This is a genomic window from Synechococcus sp. PCC 6312, from assembly GCF_000316685.1.
In the GTDB taxonomy this organism is placed as follows: Bacteria; Cyanobacteriota; Cyanobacteriia; order Thermosynechococcales; family Thermosynechococcaceae; genus Pseudocalidococcus.
This window is the reverse complement of record NC_019680.1, coordinates 2555483-2581569: the sequence shown is the minus strand read 5'-3', so window position 1 is coordinate 2581569 and position 26087 is coordinate 2555483. Positions and strand designations below refer to the sequence as shown.

General features: G+C 49.2%; 22 protein-coding genes and 2 pseudogenes. 16 read left to right on the top strand and 8 right to left on the bottom strand.

Annotated features, from left to right (window positions below; all coding sequences use genetic code 11):
• Positions 1-44 precede the first annotated feature (44 nt).
• From cysT to SYN6312_RS12580, 3 genes are all read right to left on the bottom strand, one after another.
• Entirely contained in the window at positions 45-950 is a 906-nt protein-coding gene (gene cysT / locus SYN6312_RS12590) for a sulfate ABC transporter permease subunit CysT (protein ID WP_015125269.1), read from the bottom strand.
• A 6-nt stretch (positions 951-956) separates the two neighbouring features.
• Positions 957-1982, bottom strand: a complete 1026-nt coding sequence (locus SYN6312_RS12585) for a sulfate ABC transporter substrate-binding protein (RefSeq protein WP_015125268.1) — start codon at positions 1980-1982, stop codon at positions 957-959.
• A gap of 210 nt (positions 1983-2192) precedes the next feature.
• A complete protein-coding gene (locus SYN6312_RS12580; protein WP_015125267.1) occupies positions 2193-3206 on the bottom strand; it encodes a sulfate/molybdate ABC transporter ATP-binding protein in 1014 nt (337 codons plus the stop codon).
• Positions 3207-3601: 395 nt separating this feature from the next.
• Between SYN6312_RS12580 and SYN6312_RS12575 the strand changes: the two genes are divergently transcribed.
• The gene (locus SYN6312_RS12575; RefSeq protein ID WP_015125266.1) at positions 3602-5464 is read left to right on the top strand and encodes an iron uptake porin; all 1863 of its coding nucleotides are present in this window, start codon (positions 3602-3604) and stop codon (positions 5462-5464) included.
• Between the two features lie 136 nt (positions 5465-5600).
• A pseudogene (locus tag SYN6312_RS21045) lies at positions 5601-5717 on the top strand (IS200/IS605 family transposase); the annotation flags it as partial.
• 200 nt (positions 5718-5917) lie between these two features.
• On the opposite strand, the gene SYN6312_RS12570 reads toward SYN6312_RS21045, so the two are convergent.
• Complete coding sequence (locus SYN6312_RS12570; protein ID WP_015125265.1) at positions 5918-6712, bottom strand: PspA/IM30 family protein; 795 nt, start codon at positions 6710-6712, stop codon at positions 5918-5920.
• 159 nt (positions 6713-6871) lie between these two features.
• Between SYN6312_RS12570 and SYN6312_RS12565 the strand changes: the two genes are divergently transcribed.
• The 6 genes from SYN6312_RS12565 (at position 6872) to SYN6312_RS12540 (ending at position 11885) form a co-directional block, all read left to right on the top strand.
• Positions 6872-7420 (top strand): peroxiredoxin, encoded by a 549-nt coding sequence (locus tag SYN6312_RS12565; protein WP_015125264.1) that lies wholly within the window; start codon positions 6872-6874, stop codon positions 7418-7420.
• Positions 7421-7988: 568 nt separating this feature from the next.
• Positions 7989-8327 (top strand): YciI family protein, encoded by a 339-nt coding sequence (locus SYN6312_RS12560; RefSeq protein WP_371257358.1) that lies wholly within the window; start codon positions 7989-7991, stop codon positions 8325-8327.
• Between the two features lie 16 nt (positions 8328-8343).
• The gene (locus tag SYN6312_RS12555; RefSeq protein ID WP_015125262.1) at positions 8344-8961 is read left to right on the top strand and encodes a glutathione S-transferase family protein; all 618 of its coding nucleotides are present in this window, start codon (positions 8344-8346) and stop codon (positions 8959-8961) included.
• 8 nt (positions 8962-8969) lie between these two features.
• A complete protein-coding gene (locus SYN6312_RS12550; RefSeq protein ID WP_015125261.1) occupies positions 8970-10202 on the top strand; it encodes an RNA polymerase sigma factor in 1233 nt (410 codons plus the stop codon).
• Between the two features lie 498 nt (positions 10203-10700).
• Positions 10701-11399, top strand: a complete 699-nt coding sequence (locus tag SYN6312_RS12545) for an HAD family phosphatase (protein ID WP_015125260.1) — start codon at positions 10701-10703, stop codon at positions 11397-11399.
• Positions 11400-11414: 15 nt separating this feature from the next.
• On the top strand, positions 11415-11885 hold the full coding sequence (locus SYN6312_RS12540; protein WP_015125259.1) for a DUF2752 domain-containing protein: 471 nt from the start codon (positions 11415-11417) through the stop codon (positions 11883-11885).
• 5 nt (positions 11886-11890) lie between these two features.
• Here SYN6312_RS12540 and SYN6312_RS12535 read toward each other — a convergent pair whose 3' ends face one another.
• Positions 11891-13174, bottom strand: a complete 1284-nt coding sequence (locus SYN6312_RS12535) for an FGGY-family carbohydrate kinase (protein WP_015125258.1) — start codon at positions 13172-13174, stop codon at positions 11891-11893.
• A 176-nt stretch (positions 13175-13350) separates the two neighbouring features.
• Here SYN6312_RS12535 and lepB point away from each other — a divergent pair, with 176 nt between their 5' ends.
• From lepB to nblS, 4 genes are all read left to right on the top strand, one after another.
• Positions 13351-14013: a signal peptidase I gene (lepB, locus tag SYN6312_RS12530; protein ID WP_015125257.1), complete on the top strand. Its 663-nt coding sequence runs from the start codon at positions 13351-13353 to the stop codon at positions 14011-14013.
• A 40-nt stretch (positions 14014-14053) separates the two neighbouring features.
• A complete protein-coding gene (locus SYN6312_RS12525) occupies positions 14054-14956 on the top strand; it encodes an alpha/beta fold hydrolase (protein WP_015125256.1) in 903 nt (300 codons plus the stop codon).
• Positions 14957-15009: 53 nt separating this feature from the next.
• Positions 15010-16287, top strand: a complete 1278-nt coding sequence (locus SYN6312_RS12520) for an acetate/propionate family kinase (RefSeq protein WP_253276351.1) — start codon at positions 15010-15012, stop codon at positions 16285-16287.
• A 168-nt stretch (positions 16288-16455) separates the two neighbouring features.
• Entirely contained in the window at positions 16456-18417 is a 1962-nt protein-coding gene (gene nblS, locus SYN6312_RS12515; protein ID WP_015125254.1) for a two-component system sensor histidine kinase NblS, read from the top strand.
• Here nblS and SYN6312_RS12510 read toward each other — a convergent pair.
• Complete coding sequence (locus SYN6312_RS12510) at positions 18414-20078, bottom strand: serine/threonine-protein kinase (protein ID WP_015125253.1); 1665 nt, start codon at positions 20076-20078, stop codon at positions 18414-18416. The genes nblS and SYN6312_RS12510 overlap by 4 nt on opposite strands.
• 359 nt (positions 20079-20437) lie before the next feature.
• Between SYN6312_RS12510 and yqeK the strand changes: the two genes are divergently transcribed.
• From yqeK to dnaB, 4 genes are all read left to right on the top strand, one after another.
• Positions 20438-21067 (top strand): bis(5'-nucleosyl)-tetraphosphatase (symmetrical) YqeK, encoded by a 630-nt coding sequence (gene yqeK, locus SYN6312_RS12505; protein ID WP_015125252.1) that lies wholly within the window; start codon positions 20438-20440, stop codon positions 21065-21067.
• A gap of 91 nt (positions 21068-21158) precedes the next feature.
• The gene (gene rsfS / locus SYN6312_RS12500) at positions 21159-21566 is read left to right on the top strand and encodes a ribosome silencing factor (protein WP_015125251.1); all 408 of its coding nucleotides are present in this window, start codon (positions 21159-21161) and stop codon (positions 21564-21566) included.
• Between the two features lie 63 nt (positions 21567-21629).
• Positions 21630-22088, top strand: coding sequence for a 50S ribosomal protein L9 (gene rplI / locus SYN6312_RS12495; protein WP_015125250.1), 459 nt, complete (start codon positions 21630-21632; stop codon positions 22086-22088).
• Between the two features lie 6 nt (positions 22089-22094).
• Positions 22095-23447, top strand: a complete 1353-nt coding sequence (gene dnaB, locus SYN6312_RS12490; RefSeq protein ID WP_015125249.1) for a replicative DNA helicase — start codon at positions 22095-22097, stop codon at positions 23445-23447.
• Between the two features lie 56 nt (positions 23448-23503).
• Here the strand turns inward: dnaB and SYN6312_RS21040 are convergent.
• Both SYN6312_RS21040 and SYN6312_RS12480 read right to left on the bottom strand, forming a co-directional pair.
• Positions 23504-23959: pseudogene (locus tag SYN6312_RS21040) on the bottom strand (hypothetical protein).
• Between the two features lie 129 nt (positions 23960-24088).
• Entirely contained in the window at positions 24089-26068 is a 1980-nt protein-coding gene (locus SYN6312_RS12480; RefSeq protein WP_253276348.1) for a CHASE2 domain-containing protein, read from the bottom strand.
• Positions 26069-26087: the final 19 nt, after the last annotated feature.

Sequence of the window (26087 nt, the reverse complement as noted above, 5' to 3'; positions counted from 1 at the left end):
CCAGGCCTTAACTCCATCGAGATTAATATCTTCAGAACAAATGGTTATTCAGCATCCCAAGGCCGACTCCACCCCTGGCACCAATTCGCCACTGCTAGCAAGAGCACCGACATGATCAACAACACAATTGCGACCGCCGTGGCCTGGCTCAGCTGAAACTCCTCAATCCGTTGGTAAATATAGACCGTTGAAACCAGGGTTTGATAAGGAATATTCCCAGATAGAATTACCACGACCCCATACTCCCCAATTGCTCGAGCTAAGACCAAGGCAAATCCAGTCAAAAGGGAGTTAAGAGACTGCGGTAAGATAATGCGCCAAAACAATTGCCGAGGGCGCGCTCCTAAAGTCATTGCTACTTCTTCGACTTCCGGCTCAATGGCTAACAGGGCTGGTTGGAGAATTCGCACCACAAAGGGCAACGTCACATAGACTTGGGCAAAGGTTACCCCAATCACCGAGGCAGTTAAATTGACCTCCAGTAACCCAAGCTGTTCAAGCAAGTCTCCCAGGGGATTTCCCGGATCAAACACCTGCCCAATAATCCCCCCCGGCCCGTACAAGGCCACTAAGGTAATCCCCGCCACCACCCCCGGCAAGGCAAAGGGTAAATCAATTAGGGCATCAGCAATTCGTTTTCCCGGAAAGCTATAACGGGTTAAAATCCAGGCCAAGATCAAGCCAAAGACAGTATTGATCGTTGCGGCAATTAGGGCTGTGGTCAGAGTTAGTTTGTAAGCATCCCAGGCCGCGGGGGCTGCAATGGCCGTCCAGAGATCGGTCAGTGGTTCTTGGCTGGCTTTCCAGAACAGGCTACTTAAGGGCAAAACCAGGATAAAGAGCAAGTAAACCCAAACCAAGGCCTGGGTCACCCGTTGATTCAGATGCCACTGCCAACCCAAGAGCCACCGGTAAAGTCGTGATTGGCTGGCCTGGAATAAAGAACTCATCCGCAACTAACGCTTGGCCGCCGCTTGTTGGGCCCGATCAAATAATCCTCCATCCGCAAAGATTTGTTGATCCAACTTGGTCCAGCCGCCAAAATCAGCAATCGTGAAAATCTTGTTCACGGGTTTATATTGCCGCACAAACTGATTCCGCACTTGCTGGTTATAGGGGCGATAACCAAGTTCTGCGTAAATCTTTTGACCAGTGGGAGAAAATAAGAATTTTGTAAATGCTTCGGCCACTTTCCGCGTGCCCCGTTTATCAACAACGCGATCAATCACAGTCACAGGGAAATCTACTTGTAAATTGGGCGAAGGGGCGACATAGGGAAAGTCCCGGGGAATTGCCTCATTGGTGAAAATAATCTCACTTTCAAACGTCAGTAGAGCATCGCCAACCCGATTTTTGACAAAGGTGTCAGTGGCTTCCCGCCCAGAGTTAACCAAGGTCTTAATATTGCGGACAAATCCATTCAAGTAGGCCTGGGCTGCGGACTGTCCCTGAGTTTTCAAAATAGCCCCATAACCGGCCAGAACACCCCAGCGGGCATTCCCTGATGTTTTGGGATTAATCGCAATAATGCCCACATCCGGTTTAGTTAAGTCTGACCAATTCCGGATCTGCTTAGGGTTCCCAGGCCGGGTCACTAAGACCATCACACTGTAGGCCGGAACAGCTTTATTGGGTAAACGTTGCTCCCAGTTGGGCTTCACCAGGCCCTTTTCAACGAGAGGAGTAACATTGGTCTGGAGGTTTTGGGCTAAAACATCGGCTTCTAATCCCGCTAAAATCGCTCGGGTTTGGGCCCCAGAAGCACCATAGGACTCCTTAAAGGTCACCGTCTGCCCAGTTTTAGCTTTCCATTCCTTTTGAAATTCCGGTATTAATTTTGCAAAGACAGGTTTTGCCACCGCATAGCTGACTAAGGTTAATTCAACAGACTGCTGGGCCTGGGCAGGTTGAAAGGGGAAAGCTGGGATCGCAATGGCTGCCAAGGTTGCCATTCCCAGTAATACGTACCGCCGCTGTAACATCTGTCTCTCCTTTTATTAAGTCTAAAAAATCTATAGATTTACCGTAGATTACGGTACAAAGAATAATCAATACCTGTCAAGCTCAGGTCTGAGAAATCTCAAAAACGTTAATAAACGTCACATCTAAGCCCCATGAGGAGGCGGTCCAAAATAACCTGACCCACAATCATCCTCATAGGTTGAAGCTCAAGCCATCCTGGGGAAATTGCCTCAGATCGAGTAGAAGAGGGGGAACGTTTTTGCTCCTTTGGGGGAGATATGAACCCGTTGCTTGGGCGTGAGATTGAGTTGGTCGTAGGATTCCCGCGATAAATGAGCCGTAATCACCTGTCCATCGTCTAGCCCTAACTCCACTTGAACTTCCCAACCGAGATGGATAATCCGCTCAACTTTGGCGGGTACCGTAGTTCCATTGGGTGAGGCAGAAATTTTAATGTCATGGGGCCGCAAAAATAACTCAGACTCCGGCGGGGCATCTTGCTTGGGAAATAAGCCAGCTACATTGGAGACCACATTCACTGGGCCAATAAAGCTCATCACAAACGGACTGGCCGGATTATCGTAAATTTCCGGGGGCGACCCCACCTGCTCCACCTTGCCATGATTCATGACAACAATTTCATCTGCAACTTCCATGGCTTCTTCCTGGTCATGGGTGACAAAAACCGTCGTCACATGAACTTCATCATGGAGCCGCCGCAACCAGGCCCGGAGGTCTTTACGGACTTTGGCATCCAAGGCCCCAAAGGGTTCATCCAACAGTAAAACTTCCGGTTCAACCGCTAAAGCCCGCGCCAAAGCCACCCGTTGCCGTTGCCCCCCCGAAAGTTGGGACGGATAGCGATTCCCCAGCCCCCCCAACTGAACTAATTCCAGTAATTCATCCACACGAGCTTCTACCTTGGCTTTGGGAGTTTTCTTTAGCTCCAGGCCAAAGGCAATATTTTTGCGGACATTCATGTGTTTAAACAGGGCATAATGCTGAAACACAAACCCAATATTCCGATCCTGGACACTTTGATGGGTTGCATCTTTGCCCGTGAGTAAAATCCGCCCCGTATCGGGAGATTCCAAACCGGCAATTAACCGCAACAGGGTGGACTTACCCGAACCCGATGGCCCCAATAAGGCCACCAGCGACCCACTGCCAATTTCGAGGTCAACTTGATGGAGGGCCTGGAAGCTACCAAACTGCTTAGACACGTTTTGAATCTGAATGCCCATTTGCCTGGCTCTCTACTGCAAAGTCAATATAGTCTATCAAGTTACCGTACTTATGAAGATAGATCAACTCCACAAATATAAGAGATTAAAGCCTCTCCAGAGCTATTTTTTTCTTTTTATGAATTCTAGAAAAGTATTTTCAGGATTTTTAAACCGGAGTAAATAATCACAAAAAGTGCGCCAGCCCTAGACAAAATCTGAATTCCTCATTTATAGTACACATACTTAGTCAAGATACCGGTCTTATTTGCATCATTCATGTTCCAACGCCTTTCTAGGTGTATTACGGTTTCATGAACAGTATTTCCCTGTTGCGCTTAGCCGGATTTCTACGGAGCATCATGTCTCTGACTGAGTTTTGAGATTTGTGTGTGAGGAATTTCAAGGAGAAATTTATGTCCCGTATTTTGTGGAAGCTAATAGCCACAACTCCAATTCTTGCCCTAAGTGTGGGTAGCAGTGCTTACGGCAGTCAATCTAATTCAAGTTTGTTACAACTAACCTCTGGGGAATTAAACTCCGGTCTATCCACCTTGCCAGCACAGCCTCTGGTTAATGTGGCTCAAAGCCTGCCAGCAATGCGTTCAGCCCCTTCAGTCTCATCCTTGGAAGCCGACCCATTAGCCGGTGGATTGCCACCTGTTTCCTCATCAACTCAACCCCAAGCACAATCAGCTATTGGCTCACGCGCTCAGCAGTCAATCCCCCAAGTCACTTCTGTCAGCCAGTTGTCCGATGTCAGCCCCACCGACTGGGCCTATCAAGCCTTAGCTTCCTTAGTTGAAAAATATGGCTGTATTGCGGGCTATCCTGACGGCACTTTTCGCGGTAATCGGGCAGCAACTCGGTTTGAACTCGCAGCGGCTCTCAATGCCTGCTTAGATGTCATCAGTGATCGATTTGCCACCAAAGAAGACTTGGCCGCCGTCCAACGCTTAGCTCAAGAATTTGCGAGTGAGTTAGCTGTTATCAAAGGTCGAGTCAATAACCTGGAAGCCCGGACTACCAACCTAGAAGCAACCCAATTCGCAACATTAACCAAGCTAGCGGGTAACATCGTCATTAATACTTCTGATGTCTTGAGTGGACAACGGGCTAACCCGCCTGGGCCTGGAGGTGTGAATACTGCTGGCCCAAACATTGTCGATAACTTGATTGTCAGCAGCCGGACTCGTCTTAACTTTGACACAAGTTTTACTGGAACCGACTTACTGCGGATTCGTTTACAAGCGGGGAACATTGTCAACTATTCCTCAATTACTGGAACTAACGCAGGCCGGTTAGCCTATGACGGGGATAGCCAAAATGCTTTCCAATTGCAGAAATTATTCTATCGGTTCTCCCCGATTAAGAACCTAACAGTCTTCGCTGATGCCAATGCCGGTCAGTGGGAAGATAACACCTTTACGTTCAACCCCTATTTCTCGTCTGGGGAAACGGGTGCCCTATCTCGGTTTGGACGCTTTAATCCGATCTATCGGATTTATGGAACCAGTGCGGCAGGTGTGACCTTCAACTACAAGTTTGCTGAGAACAAACAAGCCGGCACCAGCGTTGACTTTACCCTTGGCTACTTAGGGGGTGGAACTAACACCGCTTCAGGCCCCGTAACGTTTGATCGTAGCCCTGGGAACCCATCCCCGCCTGGTGGTTTTATTGGGGATTCCTACAGTGCCTTAGCGCAGTTTAATGTTCGTCCAGTTAAAAGTCTTGCTCTGGGGGTAACCTACGTCCGGGCCTTTGGTGTTGACCCCAGCGGTGGTACCGGAACATCTGGTTATAATGGAGCTGCAAACAACCCCACTGGCTCTGCTGGCCTGAGTGGCGGCGTGGGGAACGTTGCTTCAGATAACTTTGGGTTTCAATTTACCTATTTAGTGATTCCGCAATTTACCCTTTCAGGTTGGGTGGGTTATTCTAGCGTCAACCAAACCCAAGGAACTCCGGCTCAAGTTGGACGGAGTGCTTCACTGCTAAACTGGGCAATCACGGCTGCTGCACCTGACTTATGGCAGAAGGGTGATGTGGCTGGTTTGATCTTTGGGCAACCTCCCCAAACCATTAGCACTAACTTCACTCCTGCTGGAAACCCAAATATTACCCCATTCAATACCTATCACTTGGAAGGTTTCTACCGCTTTCAGTTGAGTAGGAATATTTCTCTATCCCCTGGAATCATTAGTATCTTCAACCCCAACAACAACTCGGCTAATGCTCCGATTGTCCTAGGAGTGGTACGGACAACGTTCCAATTTTAGGTTTACTCTTCTGAATTTCTTAAACATTCCAAAGAAGATCAATGCAGGACTGGAGACTCTCTCTTCAGTTCTTTTTTATAGATTTCATAGAGTAGTTGCGTAAATATGGCGTTACTTTATCAAGGCAGGATAGGGATGCCCCCAGATCAAACATCAGTTCTGGAGAGGAGAGTTTTCCAGTGATGGATATTTTGCCAGTACAGTTTATAAATATGGTGATGAGAGAATGATTGCCAACTATGTTAAAAATTAAGGACAAGAATATATGTAGTTACATCAAGATCGGCAACTGAGCATTTCTTGATACCAATACCTCCTCAGCTTGTGGAGGCGAGGGTTCACTCACAAGTTGGCACTCCGCCATCCTATAGCTTGTGTGCCTAACAAGACGAGGTTTTAAACCCAAAATTTTCGATAAATAAGAGACTTGTCCTGGAATCTTGCTAGTAGATGCTAATTTTTTTCTAGTGCTCTTCTGATTTCATCAATATCTGGGTCGCTGGGAGCCGTAGATTGATACGAGGCTTGAGAGGAAGAAGCATCTACAGGAAATGGCGAACTCGCAGAGGGTAAAGCCCCAGTCGTTGATGGTGTACCAGATATCTGCCGTTTCAGTTCTTCTAATTCTTCGTTGACATCGCCACTTTCAAGTTGGGCAAACTGGCTTTCCAGAGCACTACCACTGAGTTCAGCAATAGCTTCTGAGCGGGCTTCTTGTTCTAAAACCTTATTTTCCATCCGCTCAAACAAGGCAGCAGAACTACTGGTGTTAATATTACCAACCACCTTCTGGATTTGCTCGCTGGCCTTGGCAGCACGAGCGCGGGCAATCAACATATCTTTCTTGGTCTTCGCTTCGGAAATCTTACCCTCCAAGGCTGTCATGTTTTTCTTAAGGGTTGAGACTTGGGCAGCAGATTGCTCGAGTTGGGCTTTCAGGGCTAAGGCAGTTTCGGTGTTTGTTTTCTTCCGGTTCAAGGCTTCTAAAGCGAGGGCTTCATCCCCTTTCGTGAGAGCCAGCTTGGCCCGGCGTTCCCATTCACTGGCTTGTTGTTGATTGGTGTTGTACTGCTGCTCTAAGCGTTTTTGGGAGGCGATAGCTTGGGCAACGGCCTGGCGTAAACTCACCAAATCTTCATTCATGTCAATCAAGGCTTGTTCCAGCATTTTTTCTGGGTCTTCAGCCGCACTGACCATCGCATTGATATTAGAACTGAAGACTTTGCTAATTCGATCAAAAAGTCCCATACCAACGATTCCTTGCAATGAGGAGCATCTCTTCCAGACTAGCTAAATTACTGAGTTTTGCCTAGTAGTTGCCATTGTCCAGGCCCCTGCCCGGGATGGAGTGATCTTGCTATAACAAAAGAGGCTTATGTTAATCAGGGTTTTGTGGGAGTAATGATCATGCCAACGCGCCGCCAGTGGATTATGGGTTTGCTTGGGGTAGTTTTGGCCTGGAGTTTCTTGGCCTGGAATCAAACAGCCTATGCCCTCGGCGGCAAACTCCCAGAGTTGGATCAACCTGCGCCCACCTTCACCTTACCGACCAACACTGGTGATGGGGAGATTTCTCTAGCAGACCTTCGGGGACAATGGGTGTTGCTCTACTTCTATCCCAAAGACTTTACATCCGGCTGCACCCTAGAAGCCCAACGCTTTCAAAAGGATTTGGCGGAATATCAAACCCGGAATACGGCAATTATTGGGGTAAGTGCAGATTCAGTAGATTCCCACGCCGAGTTTTGTGATTCCGAAGGTTTGAAATTTCCGCTCTTGTCCGATGCGGATGGCAAAGTGAGCAAGGCCTATGGATCGTGGCTGGGGTTTGTGTCTCTGCGTCATAGCTTTTTAATTGATCCCCAAGGTATTTTGCGAAATCGGTTTGTGGATGTTCACCCCGCCAGTCATAGTCGGGAAGTCTTAGCTCGCTTAGATGAGTTACAGAGCACCTGAGTCTTCCTACCTTAGAAACACGAAGCTACAGTAGCCCAGTTTAAAACATAAGGCAGTAAAGCTTTACATCAAGATAAAGAAGGTTCTCTTTCACGTCGATTGATGAAACTTTTGCAGCCTTAAATTTATCCCTGAATCGAATGCAATTATTTAGAATTACCTGTCCGTAGTATTTTAGTACACAAGACATCTCTAAAAATCTGAAAACTATGCCTGGTCTGAGATTAAGCTATTTCGATCAGTAGTGTCCAAGCTAGAACTTCAGAAGCGCTCGGTAAAGGGAAAGTGCATGAAACCAAACTACGGTGATCTATCTAACCACCACGATGCACCGGAGCAGCTAAATAGGATCGGTGGATGACAAGAGTTATCAATGTCCAGCGATTGGGAAAGTCATCTTGCTCGAAAATCGGTAAGTTGAACATCATCCCCGGCCAAGCGGCAATCTAATCAAAAATCAATCGGCCCACAAAATCTTGATTCCTGTCGAAATGGCTAGGCTTCATCCGTTATAGAGATAGAGCGCATAGAAAACCTCTGTGCGATCAGTCAACCCAAGACGGATTTAATGATGAAATATGCCATTTTGGTTTACGAGACCGAGCAAGATGTCGCCAATCGCGAAATGCACATGCCTGCTTACAATGCCTATTCGCAAGCTCTTGCCGCAGCAGGGGTCATGGTCGGAGGGGCAGCACTCCACCCCAGTCACACAGGTACAACCGTTCGTCTCCAAAACGGACAACGGAATGTGCAAGATGGCCCTTATGCCGATACCAAGGAGCAACTCGGCGGCTTCTTTATTATCGATGTGACTGATCTAGATGCCGCATTGAATTGGGCCGCCCGCTGTCCCGCCGCGAGCAACTGCGCTGTGGAAGTCCGTCCTTTATTGCCCATGAATTAGTGCCAGGAAAACTCCAATGAAATTATATTACTTTCCCCCCTCTCCCAACACGCGCAAAGTTCATGCCGTCGCCATTTATCTAGAACTTCCCCTGGAACTTCAGTTAGTGAATTTGGAGAAAGGCGAACAGCGCACATCAGAATTTCTCGGATTAAATCCTACGGGGCGGACTCCGGTTTTACAAGATGGTGACTTTATCCTCTGGGAATCGACCGCGATCATGCAATACCTGGCGAGTCTGCTCCCGAACACGCTTTGGCCTGGGGATTGGAGGAGCCGTGCAGATATCATGCGTTGGCAAAGCTGGCAACTGGCTCACTGGTATCCCGTCTGTCAGCCGTTGCAATATGAGAACTTTGTCAAACCCCTGCTGCAACTGGGCGATCCTGATCCCCATGTGATTGAACAGGCAACAGAGCCATTCCACAAAGCGGCGATCGCACTGAATGCTCATCTGGCAGAACGCAAATTCTTAGTGAACGATAGCCTGACCTTGGCTGACTTTTCGGTGGCCAGTGATTTAACCTATGCCATACCAGGTCGCTTTCCTTTAGAGAATTATCCTCACATTCGCAGTTGGTATACTCGCATTGAGCAGTTACCCGCCTGGGAAAAAACCGCACCGGGAGGCTAATAAAACGGATGGATGCACGTCAAGCAGCAGAATTAGCCGCACGCAATTCCTATGGTCGTCTTGTTGCCTATTTGGCAGCGCGATCCCAGGACATTGGGGCGGCAGAAGATGCCCTTGGCGACGCTTTTCTGGCTGCCTTAAAAACCTGGTCAGAGAGCAACATCCCTGAAAATCCTGAAGCATGGCTGCTCGTAACGGCGCGGAATCGATTGATTGATACCGCGCGGCGCAGCCAAGTTCAAAATCGCGTCCTCCATGTTTTGGCAGAATCAGGGCTGGAAGACCAATCTGTCCGTGTTCTAGAAGATGTTGCCTTCCCGGATAATCGTCTGAAATTACTCTTTGTCTGTGCCCACCCTGCTATTGATGCATCGCTCCATACGCCTTTGATGCTGCAAACGGTTCTTGGTCTAAATGCGGCTCAGATTGCCTCAGCTTTTTTGGTAGCACCCACTACAATGGGGCAGCGACTGGTACGGGCAAAGGCAAAAATTCGAGATGCGGGCATTGGCTTTGAATTGCCTACAACAGAGGAATTACCGTTGCGGTTGTCTGCGGTGCTCGAAGCCATTTATGCCGCCTACACGACGGGGTGGGAGACGGTGGCTGGCAGCGATCCAGGATTCAGGGGACTCACTACAGAAGCAATTTGGTTAGCGCGTCTATGTGTTCAACTCATGCCGACAGAACCAGAAGCACGAGGACTGCTGGCATTAATGCTCTACTGCGAAGCCCGCCGTGAAGCTCGTTGCGATGATTGGGGTGGCTATGTGCCGCTGTTAGAGCAGGATCTGACCCTCTGGTCACAGCCGATGATTGCTGAAGCCGAGCGGGAATTGTCTCATGCGGCCACGTTTAAGGAATTAGGACGCTTTCAGCTTGAAGCGGCCATTCAATCCATCCACGCTCAACGGATCGTTACTCAGCAAATTGATTGGCATGCATTGGCATTGTTATATGAGGGGTTGATTCAGCTTTCACCGACTCTAGGGGCATTGGTGAGCCATGCTGCGGCAATTGTCGAAACGCAAGGATTAGACCGTGGCTTACAACTACTCGAAACACTCCCTCCCGAAGGCGTGAAGAATTACCAACCCTATTGGGCTCTAAAAGCTCACTTACTCAGGCGGTTAGGGCATCAATCTGCCGCTCAACAAGCCTATTCGAGGGCGATCGGTTTGACAGAAAACTCGGCTATACGCGAGTTCCTTCTGGCTCAGTCTTTTGGATCGGATGCTTGAGATGTAACAAATCTGCGACAGGAATAGTGTGTCGGCATTAATGAATTACTCCCAGAGCTAATCTTGCTTCGCACGTTATAGTCTCATTGCTGAATTTAGTTGGGTTGTGAGCAGAGGCTTTGCAGCAGAACATCACGATTCTGGGTCTGATTTATCTAATGCAGAAACCGGTTAAGCCTCTGATTGGAAGCGATTTAGATAGGGCAATTGAGAAGATCACATCCACAGAGCAAGCGAATTGGCAAAAATTGATCGCATCAGAGTGCTAAATCTAGCCCCCAGAATCATTACCACAAAGTTTAGAGCAGTCTTTTATTTGGTACCACCTTCTATCTAATATCTTGCAAAAATAAAACTCCTAAATCCAGAACAAGGAACTTAAAAACAGTATTCAGGCCAAGTTGAAACAAATCTTAACCAAGAGATGGGATAATACATCCGTCCTGGCATAACCAGTCTGCCTTTGTGGCCCAATTCTAATTTTTTGAGGTGTAATTCATGGCTTTTGCGCCCCACGTTTGTCCTCAGCCCCAGGCCTTGATTTTTGATATGGATGGGGTTCTGTGTGACACGATGGCCTATCATGTGCGGGCCTGGGATACTTACATTCAGTGCACTCCGGCCTTGGCTGGGGTTGATTGGGCCAAACTGCACACGATGGGGGGCAAACGTAACTGTGAGCTATTACCGGAATTATTGGGGCGACCGGTCAGTCAGGCTGAGGTTGATGAATTGGGTCGGAGTAAGGATGCTATCTTTCGGGAGTTGATTACCCCAGAGTTAATGGGATTAGCTGGAGTTTTAGAGTTTCTTAAGAGCGCTAAAGCCTCTGGATTGAAGCTGGGTCTGGGGACTTCGGCCAGTCAAGAGAATGTGGATTTGATCATGGCCTGGGAAAATATGGGGGATTTCTTCCCGGTACGGGTGACGGAAGTGGATGTCCAGCGGGGAAAGCCGGATCCACAGTGTTATTTATTAGTGGCAGAACGGTTGGGGGTGGAGCCAAAGGATTGCCTAGTTTTTGAAGATGCAGTGGCCGGGGTGGAAGCAGCTTGGCGGGCCGGGATGGCCTGTTGGGGGGTGTTAACCTTACATTCTGCGGCAGAATTGATTGAGAAAGGGGCTGCCGTCTGTATTCAAGATTTTACAGATGCTCGATTGGGGGAATTATTGCCCTTAGCCCAGGCCTGTGTTTAGGAGTGCTTGATCACAATGTTCGATTTTGCCACTGCGGTTTTAAGCCCTCAAGAAAAGCGAACCCGATGGGGATTTTTGGGCCTGGCCACATTTCCAATCGCAGGGGCTGTCATCTTAAATTTCGGGTTACAACCCGGGTTTACCATTTGCCCGATGTTAAATTGGACGGGAATTCCTTGCCCCAGTTGTGGTTTAAGTCGCTCATTTATGGCCCTAGTCCGGGGAGATCTTCACCAGGCCCTCAGCTTTCATCTTTTTGGCCCCCTATTTTTCATCACATTTATCGGGATTGCCGTCTGTATGGGGTTAGAACTGAGTCACAATCGCAAATTAATTAAAACCCCTTTTCGCCGCTTTACCTATTTTGCCACCTGGAAATATATCTTTTTGATTTATTTGCTTTATTACGGATTACGGATTGCCAGCTTGATCCAGGTTGGTAACTTTTATGTTCATCCATTTCAACTCATAACCCAATACTTTTAAGGTAATTATCTATTGGCATTTTTATAGGCTGCCAGGCCCTGCAAAGCAAGTAAAGCAGTACCATAGGCGGCGTCAGTATGGGGAGATACTTGAACTGGTACACCTAAAACTCGGGTGCGAATCTTTGTCCAGGCCCTGTTTTTGGCCCCACCCCCAGCCGTATAGACCCTTTTCAGCGGACTGGCTCCCAACCGGACTAATAACTGGTATCCCTGGGCTTCAATCCGGGCTAAACTCTCCAGCAAGCCATGTAAAAAGTCTTGGGGATGCTCAGGTTTTGGGTCGAGGCGGGGCTGTAAATCTGGGTCACGGATTGGGAAACGCTCACCGGCCTGAGGGAGGGGGTAATAATCAAATTCACTGGGAATATCTGGGTTAATGCCATCACTGAGAGACTCTAATTCCGGCTCCGTAAAAAACTCCTTAAGAATGGCTCCACCACAATTAGATGCCCCCCCCACAAGCCAGTAATCTCCACAGCGATGACTATAAATGCCGTAAGCACTGGCCTGGATTGGGATAGAGCTGATCAGTTTTAGGACTAAGGTTGACCCCAAGGAGGTAACGGCTGTACCCAATTCTGTTGCCCCAGAGGCGAGAAATGCCGCCATGCTATCGGTTGTCCCGGCACAAATTTGACAGCTAGGGTTAATCTCCCATCGGGCTGCGGCCTGAGGACTAATGGAGGCAATGACTGTTCCAGGGGTAACAACTTGTGGCAAGAGGGGATGAAGTGGAGCTAAAACTGGATGTTGGAACCAATCGGGATAGCGTTCACGGGCCGGGTCATAGCCCAGTTTTAAGGCATTGTGATCATCACTCACTCCGAGTTGTCCATGCAGCAAAAACCCTAACCAATCGGCCTGGTGGAGGAAATATCGTGCTGCTGGAAATTCCGGTTGGGCTTGGAACCAAAGTAACTTGGCCAAACTGGAGGTGGCGGCGATAACAACATGATCGGCGGGGGCAATGACCTTAAGGGTGTTGAGAGTGTCCCAGGCCTGGTTGCTGTTGTACAAAAGCGGCTCTCTGAGGGGATATCCCTGGTCATCACAGATTAACACCGTACTAGAAGTCCCATCTATGGCAATTCGTTCCAGGCCGCCTTTAAGATCGCCGGGAATTTGCTGCAAAAGCTGATCCAGTTGAGTTTGCCAAAGTGAACAAGATGCTGGACTGGCATTGATCGGATGACTGACTTGGGCCTGGTGCAAAATCTCTTGGCCTGAATTAATGACAATGCTCCTTGCCCCCGATGTGCCAAAGTCTAGGCCTAAGTAATAACCCATGATGTTTCCTTGAGCCGATAGGTTGTTCCTGTCTTTGGGCTGCGATCCTTACCTACCATTAATCCTGCTGGTCTAGTTGATAGAATTAGTTTATGAATTTTTGTGACCGATATGTTCGCTGCTGACAGGTCACACCCGTAATTCTCGTGCTTATACTCCTATAACGGAAAATAACTATGACTGATGGTGGCCTCCAGCCGACAGATAAGGATCATTCTGATTTGAACCTGCAAACCACTCCACCGGAAAAATCTGAGGCCTGGTGGGTCGAAGTTCTTAAAACCTTGGGACTCGCTCTAATCTTGGCATTTGGGATTCGGACATTTGTGGCAGAAGCTCGCTACATCCCTTCTGGATCCATGGAGCCGACCTTAGAAATTAACGACCGCTTGATTGTTGAAAAAATTGGTTACTACTTTCATCCCCCCCATCGCGGCGATATTGTCGTCTTTAATCCAACGGATACCCTCCAGGCCGTGGGCTTCCGAGATGCTTTTATTAAACGAATTATCGGGATGCCAGGGGATAAAGTGGCGATCCAGGCCGGGCGTGTCTTCATCAATGGGCAACCCTTTCCCGAACCCTATCTGCCCAATTCCGTCTTTACGACCATAGACACCTGTGCGGGAATGACTCCTTTTTTAGGGCAACCCCAAGTTATTCCGGCTAATTCATATCTTGTTCTGGGAGATAATCGGGGTAATAGTCTGGATGGTCGCTGCTGGGGGGTTGTCCCTCGAGATCACATTATTGGTCGGGCCGCCGTTCGGTTTTGGCCCCCCAGTCGTTGGTCAGTGATTCCCGATGGCAACCAAGTGGAGGCCGTCAAAAATCCTTAAATCCCTTAACATAAATTTATAAAGCATGGAAATAGGGATTATGACAACGGCGGTACAGGTTTCTGAGGATTTGGACAAGTACGATATTCAGCTTGAGTCTCAGGACTGGGCCTGGCGGTCGTACAAGATTCACTATGTCCAAAAAGGAGACACTGGGCCTCATCTCTTACTGGTACATGGGTTTGGCGCATCCACGGATCACTGGCGAAAAAATATTGCCGAATTGTCGCAGCACTATCGGGTTTGGGCCATTGATTTGTTGGGGTTTGGTCGCTCCGAGAAACCTGCACTGACCTATACGGGCGAACTCTGGCGGGATCAGTTGTGCGATTTTTGCCAAGAGGTGATTCAAGCTCCGGTGGTGATTGCCGGAAATTCCCTGGGGGGCTATGGGGCCTTATGCTTTGCTGTAGATTGTCCAGATTGGGCCAAGGGTTTGATTCTTCTTAACTGTGCCGGCCCCTTCAGTGATGAACAACAGCCCGAAAAATTTAACCTGCAACGGGCGATTCTAAAACTTCCTTTTGTGATTGAAATTGCCAGCTTCTTCCTCTTCCTGCAAATGCGGCAACGGGCCAAAATTCGTCAGGTGTTACTCAAGGTTTACAAAGATCCGACCGCAGTGACCGATCGACTAGTGGAAGAAATTTATCGTCCGGCCTTTGACCCAGGGGCTTTGGGAGTTTTTGGCGCAGTCTTTAAGTCTCCCCCCGGCCGGGCCTTGGATGTGCTGCTTGGCCAATTGCAAACCCCGCTTCTCCTCCTTTGGGGCCAGGCCGATCCGTGGATGTCAGCGAAAAAGGCGGAAAAACTCCAAACCTATTACCCCGAAGCTCAATTGGAGTGGGTAGATGCGGGGCATTGCCCTCATGACGAGCGACCTGCAGAAGTCAATCGGATCATTGACGGTTGGATTAGGGGACTGACCGAATCGCCCACCTGATGTTGAGCACCTGAGGATTGGGTCTGCTTCCCCCCAGCCTGGCCAAAGCTAATATGGGGTTGCTTGCCTTTGGGGTTGAGAATGAATTTGTGAATATCCTAGTCCTCAATGCTGGCTCTAGTAGTCAGAAATGTTGCCTTTACCACCTTCCTAAAGATGCACCTTGGCCAGGAAAACCGATTCCCCCCCTTTGGTCTGGCTATGGTGATTGGGGCCATTATGACGATCAGGCGGAATTAACGGTTCAGTCCTACCCGGAGGGATCTGGAGAAGCTGGGGTTAGTCTGGCCTGGAGTTTAGCGGAACCCTCCCCAGCCAAGGTTATCCAGGCCCTCATTGCCACCCTTTGGTCAGGCCCAACCGCCGTTATTGCCTCTGTGCAAGATATTACTAGTGTGGGGCATCGCGTCGTTCATGGTGGCCCCACCTATACCCGCCCAGAGCGTATTACTCCAACCATCAAAGCGGAAATTCAGGCCGCCATTCCCTTTGCCCCTCTCCACAATCCAGCCAATCTCAACGGAATGACGGTCATGGCGGAACTCTTAGGCCCAACAGTCCCCCAAGTTGCGGTATTTGATACGGCGTTTCATCGGCAGATGCCCCCAGTCGCCAAAATCTATCCCCTCCCCTATGCCCTTTTTGAACAGGGGATTCAACGCTATGGGTTTCATGGCATCAGTCACGCCTATGTCAGCCACCAGGCCAGCCTCATTCTCAACCATGATTTCCATGATCTTGCCCTGATTACCTGTCACTTGGGCAATGGCTGTTCCCTGGCAGCAGTTAAAAATGGCCGCTGTGTGGATACGACCATGGGGTTTACGCCAACGGCCGGGTTAATGATGGGGACGCGCTGTGGAGACTTAGACCCAGGAATCTTAGTTTATTTGGCGCGCCAAGGCTATTCCGCCACGGCCTTAGATGAGTTGATTAATCGTCAGTCAGGCCTGGTGGGCGTGTCTGGGATCAGTAGCGATCTCCGAGAGGTGTTGGCCGCCATCGCAATTGGGAATTCCCAGGCCCAACTGGCCTATGACCTGTATATTTATCACCTGCAAGCAAAAATTTCCAGTTTAATTCCAGCTCTGGGCCGCTTAGATGCCTTAGTCTTTACGGCTGGTGTGGGTGAAAATTCTCCCCAAGTGCGGCGAGATGTTTGTCATGGCCTGACCTGGTTGGGATTAGACCTCAATGAAACCCTCAATGACCAACAACCCCGTGATCAGGATATTGCTATGACTCATTCTCATATCCGGGTGCTAGTGATCCATACCCAAGAGGATTGGGCCATTGCCCAGGCCTGTTGGGAGAATCTAACAAGGACATAAAGGTAATAAAGTTTTATTAACTTACAGTGGGTTCTCTATCAATGTTGTCAGTCAATTTTTCTGATCTACCAGGCTTTAGAGACTTCTACCAACGTAGAACAGGCTGTCTAATCGTATAAACCTTCATAATTTAATTAGATTGTTTACAGTTTAGGGCAATAGTAGCCAGTGACCCCTCCCCAGCTTGATCCCAATCAGATAGCCGAACCAGAAATTATTCCCTCCTGGCAAAACCAGATTACACGCTGGTGGTCGGAGTTTAAGATTCAAACCCGTCTCCTGGTAGCCGTTACGCTAATTGTTTCGGTAATGACCAGTGCGGTCACCTTCTGGGCGGTCAACAGTATTCAACAAGAAGCCCGGCTCAACGATACCCGCTACGGTCGCGACTTAGGGATTCTCTTGGCTGCTGATGTGGCCCCCCTGGTTGCCCAAGGAGACTACTCTCTGGTAGCAGAGTTTTCTCAGGAGTTCTACAGTCGTAGCTCAAGTATTCGTTATATGCTCTATGCCGACAGTGATGGGGATATCTACTACGGCATACCCTATACGGCCCCACCCGTAAATAGCGCCCTCGCATTACGGCGGCGGATGCAACTGCCCCCTAGCTATGCCCAGAGTAAAGAACCCCTAGTTCGACAGCACGCGACCCCCGATGGCACAGTTGCTGATGTCTTTGTCCCCTTGGTCTATCAAGAAAAGTACTTGGGGGTGTTGGCCATTGGTATCAATCCTAATCCCACCATAGTCGCATCAGCCGCCTTGACTCGAAATGTAACCGTGGCTGTCTTTGTGGCAATTTGGGTGATGGTGATTTTAGGGGGTGTCTTTAATGCCTTGACCATTACCCAACCCATTAAGGAACTGGTGCTAGGGGTCAAGAAAATTGCGGCTGGAGACTTTAAGCAACGAATTGATTTGCCCTTTGGGGGTGAATTGGGGGAATTAATTTCTAGTTTTAATGAGATGGCGGAACGCTTAGAGGTCTATGAAGAACACAACATTGAGGAACTGACGGCCCAAAAAGCAAAATTAGAAACCCTGGTATCCACCATTGCCGATGGCGCAATTCTACTGGATCCCCAAATGCGGATTATTTTGGTGAATCCGGCCGCACAGCGGTTATTTAACTGGGAAGGGATGTCTGTCCTCGGGGGCAATGCCCTTTACTATTTACCTGCTGCCGTCACAGAACGGTTAACTTGTCCCCTGTTCCAGGCCGCTAGTGGGGAAAGTGAGGGGGGAGAATTCCGGGTCACACTGCGCGAACCCAATCAGCGCACCCTACGAATTTTATTGGCAGCAGTCTTAGATGGTCGCGATACACCCAAGGGGATTGCGATTACGGTGCAGGATATTACCCGTGAAACGGAACTGAATGAGGCTAAAAGTCAATTTATTAGTAATGTCTCCCACGAACTCCGCACGCCCCTGTTTAATATCAAGTCCATTATTGAGACTATTCAGGAGTTTGGGAATAATTTGTCGGTTGAAAGCCAGCAAGAATTTTTAATGACGGCTAATCAAGAGACGGATCGGCTGACGCGCTTGGTCAATGATGTCTTGGATTTAGCCCGTTTGGAATCGGGACGTTCCTATCAGTTTGAGGCGATAGATCTCAGCCAGGCCATTGAACAAACCCTACGCACCTATCAACTCAATGCCCAGAATAAGGGAATTAGTTTGGTTAAAGAGTCAACACCCGATCTCCCTCTGATTCGAGGGAACTATGATTTACTCCTACAGGTGTTCACAAACCTCGTGGGCAATGCCCTTAAATTTACCCCCGAAGGTGGGAAGGTAACGATTCGGGCCTATCATCTGCATCCCCAGGCCGATTTGGCAGGCCAGGCCGTGCGGATTGAAGTGGCAGATACGGGGATGGGCATTGCCCCAGAAGATCAACCCAAGATTTTTGAACGCTTTGTCCGGGTTGAAAACCGGGTGCATACCTTAGAAGGGACTGGACTGGGCCTCTGTATCGTCAATGATATTGTCCAAAAACACGAGTCCCAAGTCCATGTGATCAGTGAAGTGGGGGTGGGGAGTACATTTTGGTTCGATTTACCTGTTCACATCCCAGAAACGTTGGATGTAATGTTAGCTGAAGCTGCCACTGCCAAAGCCTAGATACCGATGCCTCGTTTTCCATTGGGATGAATCGTAAACCAGTTTGTGCGAGCCTGGGCAATTTGATTGGGCGTGATATTGGAACCTGTCAAATCTGCGTTTTGGAGATTCGCTCCCCGCAAGTTGGCATTGGTCATGCTGGTTTCCCGCAGGTTAGCCCCTTGTAAATTAGCCCCTTGCAGGTCAGCATTGACAAAATACGAGGCCCGCAAGTCACAATCCCGTAAATTTGCTCCCCCCAAGTTGGCCCGCCCGAAGTCCACATTCATCATCACACACCCCCGTAGATCCGCTTTTTGCAGAAAGGCCTGGACAAAGCGGGCATCGGATAGATTAGCCTTACGCAAAACAATATTGTCAAGCCGAGATTCAGAAAAGTCTCGTTCACCCCGGTTATAAGCAGCGACCAAGGCCTGGAGAGAAAGGCGACCACCTTCGCTTTGGAGAGTATTTTCACGACTGACCTGACTGAGGGAACCCTGTCCGACACCACCAACGCGATTGGGCGGCCTCACTGATGGGGGGGTGAAGCGTGAGTAATTGGGTTGCAGACCAGCTCGGGCCTGTTGAGAGCGAGCGGCATTGGCAGCATGACGGGTTGTGGGAGAAACAGTTGTGGGCAAACTGCCAGTAGATTGCGGGCCGGCTGTTGGTTTTGCATTGGGCTGATGGCGGGAGTGGAGTGGCCCAGCTGCCAGGCCTTGACTGATGTCGCTATCTGCAGATGATGGACTGGAAAATTGTTGCAGATCGAGTCGCTTTTGGACTAATTGCAAATCCTGGAGAACATCTTGAGCGGTTTGATAGCGATGTTTGATGGACACTTCCGTCATTTTCTCGAGCACGTTCTGCAAGTCATTACTGATGTTGACCCGACTGCGCCAGATAAATTCCCCCGTGGTGTTGTCATAACCCAGATCCTTGGGAGATTTGCTGGTGAGCAGGTAAATACAAGTTACGCCTAGGGCATAAATATTACTGGCATAGACAGGGCGCATAGCCATTTGTTCTGGCGGCGCATAACCAGGGGTTCCCACCGCAAAGGCCGTAAAGGCTGTGTAGTCCTGGGGGTTTGCCATCATGGCCTGGCTGACTTGATCCTTAACAGCCCCAAAGTCAATCAAGATCAATTTGCCATCAATCTCGCGCCGGATGAGGTTGGCGGGTTTAATATCGCGATGGATAACTTCGATTTTGTGGAGGTAGTCGAGGATTGGTAATACCTCTAACATCACTTGTCGGACTTGCCCTTCAGACATGGGTCCGTTGCGTTTGACTTCTTGTTGGAGAGTGAGACCACTGACATATTCTTGGACTAGATAAAACTCTGGCTCCAGTTCAAAATAATCCAACAGGCGCGGAACTTGAGGGTGATTACCAACCTTACCCAGGGTGGTGGCTTCTCGTTGAAAGAGTTGCCGGGCCATTTCTAAAATGTGGGGAGCAGAGGCAGCGGGGCGGAGTTGCTTAATGACACAGTTGGGCTTGCCAGGGAGAACCATATCATCCGCTAAAAAGGTTGTCCCAAATCCCCCCCGACCAAGAATTTTAGTACAGCGATAGCGACTATGAAGAAGAAGGTTTGTTCCACAGGCCTGGCAAAGGGGTGCATCATCAGGGTTAGCTGGATTTGTGCAGGCAGGGTTGTAGCAGTAACTCATAAGCCTGGGGATACAAGTAGTTGAGCAAAATGACGCTGAACTGCCGAGAGCCTAAACCCTGGGGGCAAAACTGACAGCGATTTCCGTATTTATACGATACTCTCTCTTGAAGAAAGTGACATATCCGTAAAATTACGGAAGTTGTTACCGGATGTTGAACGAGTTGCCGCCGCAGTCTGAAGTTTTTAGGACAAAACCTACCCTATTATGGTCTATTAAGGGGCTACTTCAGGAACGACAACCTGGTCAAGTAGGGTTTAACTTAAATTGTTTTCTGCTGGGCATGCTTTAGCTAGATTAAGCAGCTGACAGTTCTAAAAAATGAGTTTAAATTTATTTAAGGTTTTGTTAAAAATGTCATGGTTGCGATGTCTGTATCCTCCTCAAGCCAAATGTTAGATCGGCAGCAGGTCTTGGCCTGGCTGAAGCAGCACGTTCCAGCCTCGCGCCAACAGCACATTTTACGGGTTGAGGAGATGGCCCAGGCCCTGGCCCATCAGCATAATTTAGATACCGAGAAAGCAGCCCAGGCCGGGTTACTCCATGATTTAGCTAAATATTTCCCCCCTGAAAAACTCCTCAAGATGGCAGAAGTTGGTCGTTTAGAGATCACGGATGTGGATCGGGCCGATCCTCATCTCCTCCATGCGGATGTCAGTGTCTTGGTTGCTCAACAGGAATTTCAGGTGACGGATGCGGAGATTTTATCAGCGGTGGCGGACCATACCCTAGGGCGGCCGGGCATGGGTTTGCTCAGTTGTGTGGTTTTTTTAGCCGATAGCTTGGAACCTGGCCGGGGGAATAGCCCAGAACTTAACGCTTTACGCAAACTTGCCGAAACCGACCTCTATCAGGCTGTCTGGCAAACTTGTGATTGTACCCTCCAACATCTGATCAACCATCAACGTCTGATTCATCCCCGGATGATTGCGACCCGAAATTGGGCCCTGCAACTCTCGCCAGGCCCCAAGAACAAATCAAAATCTTAACGCTATCCTAGGAATATCATCCCTGTTAAAGTTATGCCTTTTATGCCTTGCTCATTCCCGATTGACCTAGATTCCACCACCCCTTGAAGATTTGCGTTTGAATAACTTAGCTACTGCCCCTGCCTATCCCCCGGATTCAGTCCTTGACTTGGCCTATGCGGTGGCCGAAGCGGCGGATGATCGCAAAGCCGTTGACATTCAAATTCTGGCCGTGGGCAATGTCTCTTATTTAGCTGACTACTTTGTGATTGCTTCGGGTCACTCTAAAACCCAAGTGCGGGCCATTGCCCAGGCCATCACCGCTGCGACAGAACTCCACTATCAACGCCTACCAGGCCGCACGGAAGGATTATCTGACTGTACCTGGATTTTGTTGGACTACGGGGATGTGATTGCCCACATTTTGCTACCGAAAGAGCGGGAATATTACAACCTTGAGGCCTTCTGGGGCCATGCTGAGGTGATTCCCTTTCCCCCTGTCGGAGCGCAGCAAAGCTAAGAGAAAGGTTAGAATCAAGAATACTGTCAAATTTTAGTCAAATTCTAAGAGTGTAGGATCGTCATGGCCAAACGGATGCAGTTGGTGCTGAATGAAAATATTTACAAACTGGGTAAGGTCGGCTCCATTGTCGAAGTTGCTCCCGGATATGCCCGGAATTATTTACTCCCTCGGGGTCTGGCCCAACCCGCCACTCCTGGGGCCCTAAAACAAGTGGCCCGGCTGCAAGAACAAGAGCGGCAACGCTTTGCTGAGTTAAAACTCGTGGCTGTGCAACAAAAAGCGACCTTAGAGACCATTGGCACATTCTCGATTGCGATGCCGGCTGGGGAAAAAGATGCCCTGTTTGGCAGCGTTACCCACCAAGATGTGGCCGATGCCATTAAAGCCATTGCCCAGGAAACTGTGGATAAGCGGGAAATTACCATGCCTGACATTCGCAAGTTGGGGAGTCACACGGCTGAAATTAAACTCCATCCTGAAGTCACAGCTACGATTACGGTTTTGGTTGTGCCTGAATAATCTCCTATGGTACAGGAACCCAGTTTCCGTCCCGATTTTTCGCCCATTCCGCCCCAGAACCTCGAAGCTGAGGAGTCTATTTTGGGGGGAATTTTGCTGGATCCAGAGGCGATTAGTCGGATTGCGGACTTGTTGCCTGTGGATGCCTTTTATCTGAGCGCGCATCGAGATATTTACCGAGCGGCCCTAACCCTCCACGCGCGGGGCAGTCCTACGGATTTACTCTGTCTGACGGCCTGGTTGCAGGATCAGGGCTTACTGGAAAAAGTGGGTGGGCAAAATAAACTGGCAGAATTGGTGGATCGGACTGTTAGTGCCGTCAATATTGATCAATATGCTGGCCTGGTTAAAGATAAATATCTCCGCCGCAAGCTGATCCAATCTGCCAACGATATTGCCCAGGCTGCCTATGACACCTCTACTCGTCTGGATACGATTTTGGATCAGGCCGAGCAGCAGATTTTTAGTGTCACCCAAGATCGCGTCCAGCAGGGGCTAGTGGCCACTGAAGAAATTCTTGCCAGTGCCTTTGCGGAATTAGAACAACGCTCGATTGGTAATATTCTTCCTGGCCTATCCTGTAATTTTTATGACCTCGATAACTTAACCCAAGGCTTTCAACGCTCGGATTTGGTGATTATTGCTGGGCGGCCGTCGATGGGCAAAACGGCGATTTCCCTCCAAATTGCCAAGCGAATTGCTGAAATTCATAAATTAGGGGTCGCGGTTTTCAGTTTGGAAATGTCTAAGGAGCAACTCATTCAACGGCTCTTGGCTAGTGAAGCCCGCATTGACAGTAACTATTTACGGGCCGGGCGGATCAGCCAACATCAATGGGAACCCCTGAGTCGCGCTATTGGCACTCTTTCCCAGCTTTCAATCTATATAGACGATTCGCCTAATCCCAGTTTGGGAGAAATTCGCTCTAATGCCCGCCGCCTCCAAGCTGAACATCCAGGGGGCCTGGGGTTGATTCTGGTGGATTATTTACAACTGATGGGCAGTGATGACGGCAATGAAGGGCGCGTCCAGGAGTTATCAAAAATTACCCGTTCCCTCAAGGGCCTGGCCCGGGAGTTGAATGTGCCTGTGATTGCCCTATCCCAGTTAAGTCGGGGTGTGGAAGCACGGCAAAACAAACGTCCGTTGATGTCAGATCTACGCGAATCAGGCTCAATCGAACAAGATGCTGACTTGGTCATACTACTATATCGCGATGAATACTATAACCCTGACACACCAGATCGAGGGGTTTGTGAGTTGATTTTGGCTAAACACCGCAACGGCCCGGTTGGTACAGTCAAGCTACTCTTTGATCCCCAATTTACTCGCTTTGAAAATCTAGCCCGAGATCGCTAACCCATCGCCTCACATTGATGACACGACCTTGAGCCTTGAGGGTTTGACAATCCGACTCATGGATCTTGATACTCTCCTAAAAATACCAAGAAATCTTTTAGGGCTTCTTTGGTTTGGGGGCTTGGTTCGAGTTGATGTCGTATTTGGAGAATAATGAATTGATTTTGAATTCTAGCTTGGCGAGCCGCTCGTTGTCTCTCTTCGTCTGCCAATAAATCTCGTCTAATCTCTCGCTCTCTAGCTTCATTTCCTCGTTCTCCAGCTTCATCTGCGCGGTTTCTTGCCTCAATCGCTTGGTCTCGGCTTCGATTTCCACTGTTCCACTCAAGGCCGAGATTAACCATGAGAGAGATTGTCCCAGCGATGAATGCCACGAAGCTCTAGTCGAGGAGGGTAAGGCTGAACCAGGGGATGAGGATTGCGCTGGAGTTGCCATAGAATCTTAATAATGCTGCAATTGCATAAAAAAAGGTCGTTAACGCACGAGGCAGAAGAGCAAAGAAGCTCAGCATGTCTTATTTCTAATTTTAGTGTTGAAAGCCAATAATTTGTCTGGTGTAATTTCTCTATCCTATCAATTATCAAAATTCTGGGGTCTAAACCCCCGTCCTGTTAGGCACACGATATAGGATAGCGGAATGTCAATTGATATGTCCTTGCGCATTTGGGGTGCTTACTAAACCAGGCCTGGATTGGGGGTGGCGATGCCCTTGAACCAGATAGACCTGAATTTTATGTTCCTTACCTTTAAGTTCCAATGCTCCCCAGGCCTCGACTTGATAGCGATCCGGGACATAGGCCAAGGTTTCAGCCGCAATTAAAATCCGACACGGGGTAGGATGGCGATGTTTATCCACACTTTCCAAACGAGAGGCGGTATTCACACTATCCCCAATTACGCCATATTCCAAGCGGGTTTTACTCCCCAAACTGCCCGCCACAATGGGCCCAGTAAAAATTCCGATCCGCATTCCCACTTGGGGTAGCCCTTGACGGCTCCAGGCCTGGTTTAATTCCCCTAAGGATTCCCCCAAAGCCAAGGCACAATCCACCGCGTTTTTTGCATCCTGGGCAATCTCAGCCTCGGTGGTACGGGGAATCGGGACCCCAAACACAGCCATAATTCCATCACCGGTAAATTTATTAATCACCCCTTGATGGGCCTGGACAATATCCGCAACTTTTTCCAGATAGTCATTCAGCCAAGGTAAGAGGTCTTCTGGGGCCATGGTCTCGGAAATGGTACTAAAGCCTTTGAGATCTGTAAATAGCAAGGTGGCCACCAGTTTTTGCCCCGGTAAGCGACCATCTTGGAGGAGTTCATTTCGCCGTTGCCAAAGCGTTGCCGCAATTTCAGGAGAAGTACTTTGCCCCAAGAGTCGCATCACCATTTGCCGTTGTTGCTGGGCCTGTTGGGCGGTGTAGGTAATCACGCTGGCCCCAGAAATGATAAAAGCTAAGGCCGGGGGAACAAGGGGAATCCAGCCCAAGTGCAAAAACAGCCCATAGGCAATCCCAAACAAACTCCCTAAACTGAGGACGGCCCCAAATCCAATCAACCACGGTTGTCGAAATCCCCAGGCCAGGAGTGACCCCAAACCGGCCCAAAGAGCAATCCAGACTAGCTCAACCGGCCATGACCAATACCAAAACGTAGCTTTTTTTCCGGCTCCGGCATCGAGAAATTGACTGACCATTTGGGCATGAATCACGACCCCAGGCATCCGTTGCTCATCCTGTAGGGCAGAACTAAAGGGGGTGTAAAAAAAGTCTTTCCCGCTCTCAGCCAATGTCCCAATTAAAACCACGCGGTTCCGGATCAAGCTGGGATCAAACCGCCCTGCCAAGACATCCCCCAGAGAGACCCAAGTGATCGCCGCATTATTCCCCCGATAGTTGAGCATGACTTGGTAGCCCTGAGTATCGGCCTGGACATAGGCACTGGAGTTAGGTTGGAGTGCTACAAAAATGGTTTGCCCCAGTTGCATTTCTTGGGAGTTACGGGGGTTGGCCTGGGGGCGAATTTGTTCATCTTGGAGATAGCGCAAGGCTAACCGGAGTGAAAAGGAAAATAAAGTTCCCGATTCACCTCCCAAGAACAAGATATTCCGCCGGACAATGCCGCCTGCATCCACAATCACATCATTAAAGCCCACTTGTTGGGGGGATAGGCCGCTGGGGGCGTTGATGGTGGGATGGGTTTCATCACCAATTTTTGTGACGGCAAAAATTCGGTCGGAGTCTTGGAAAATTTGGTTGAGTTGAGTGTGGCCTGGGGGGAGGGGAAGATCTCGATAAATATCTAAGCCAATCGCTCGGGGTTGGGCAACTAGTAATTTCGCTAATAGCTCGGCATAAACTTGATCCGGTAAGGGCCAGGTTTTTTGGGCTTGAATATCGGCTTCTGTAATGCCAACGACAAGAATGCGAGGGTCAGGCACAGGCTCAGGGCGCAGTTGCATCAGCCGGTCATAGGCAGCCAACTCCAAAGACTCCAAACCGCCCAGGCCCCGGACTCCCACGATCAATCCAGTTGAAATCACCGTTGCCAGTAGCACCACCAGACCAGACAGCAGTTGTCCCCAATCCGCCGGAGAAAGGCGTTGAGTAACATGGGACAATTTCAACCGCCAAGTCAAG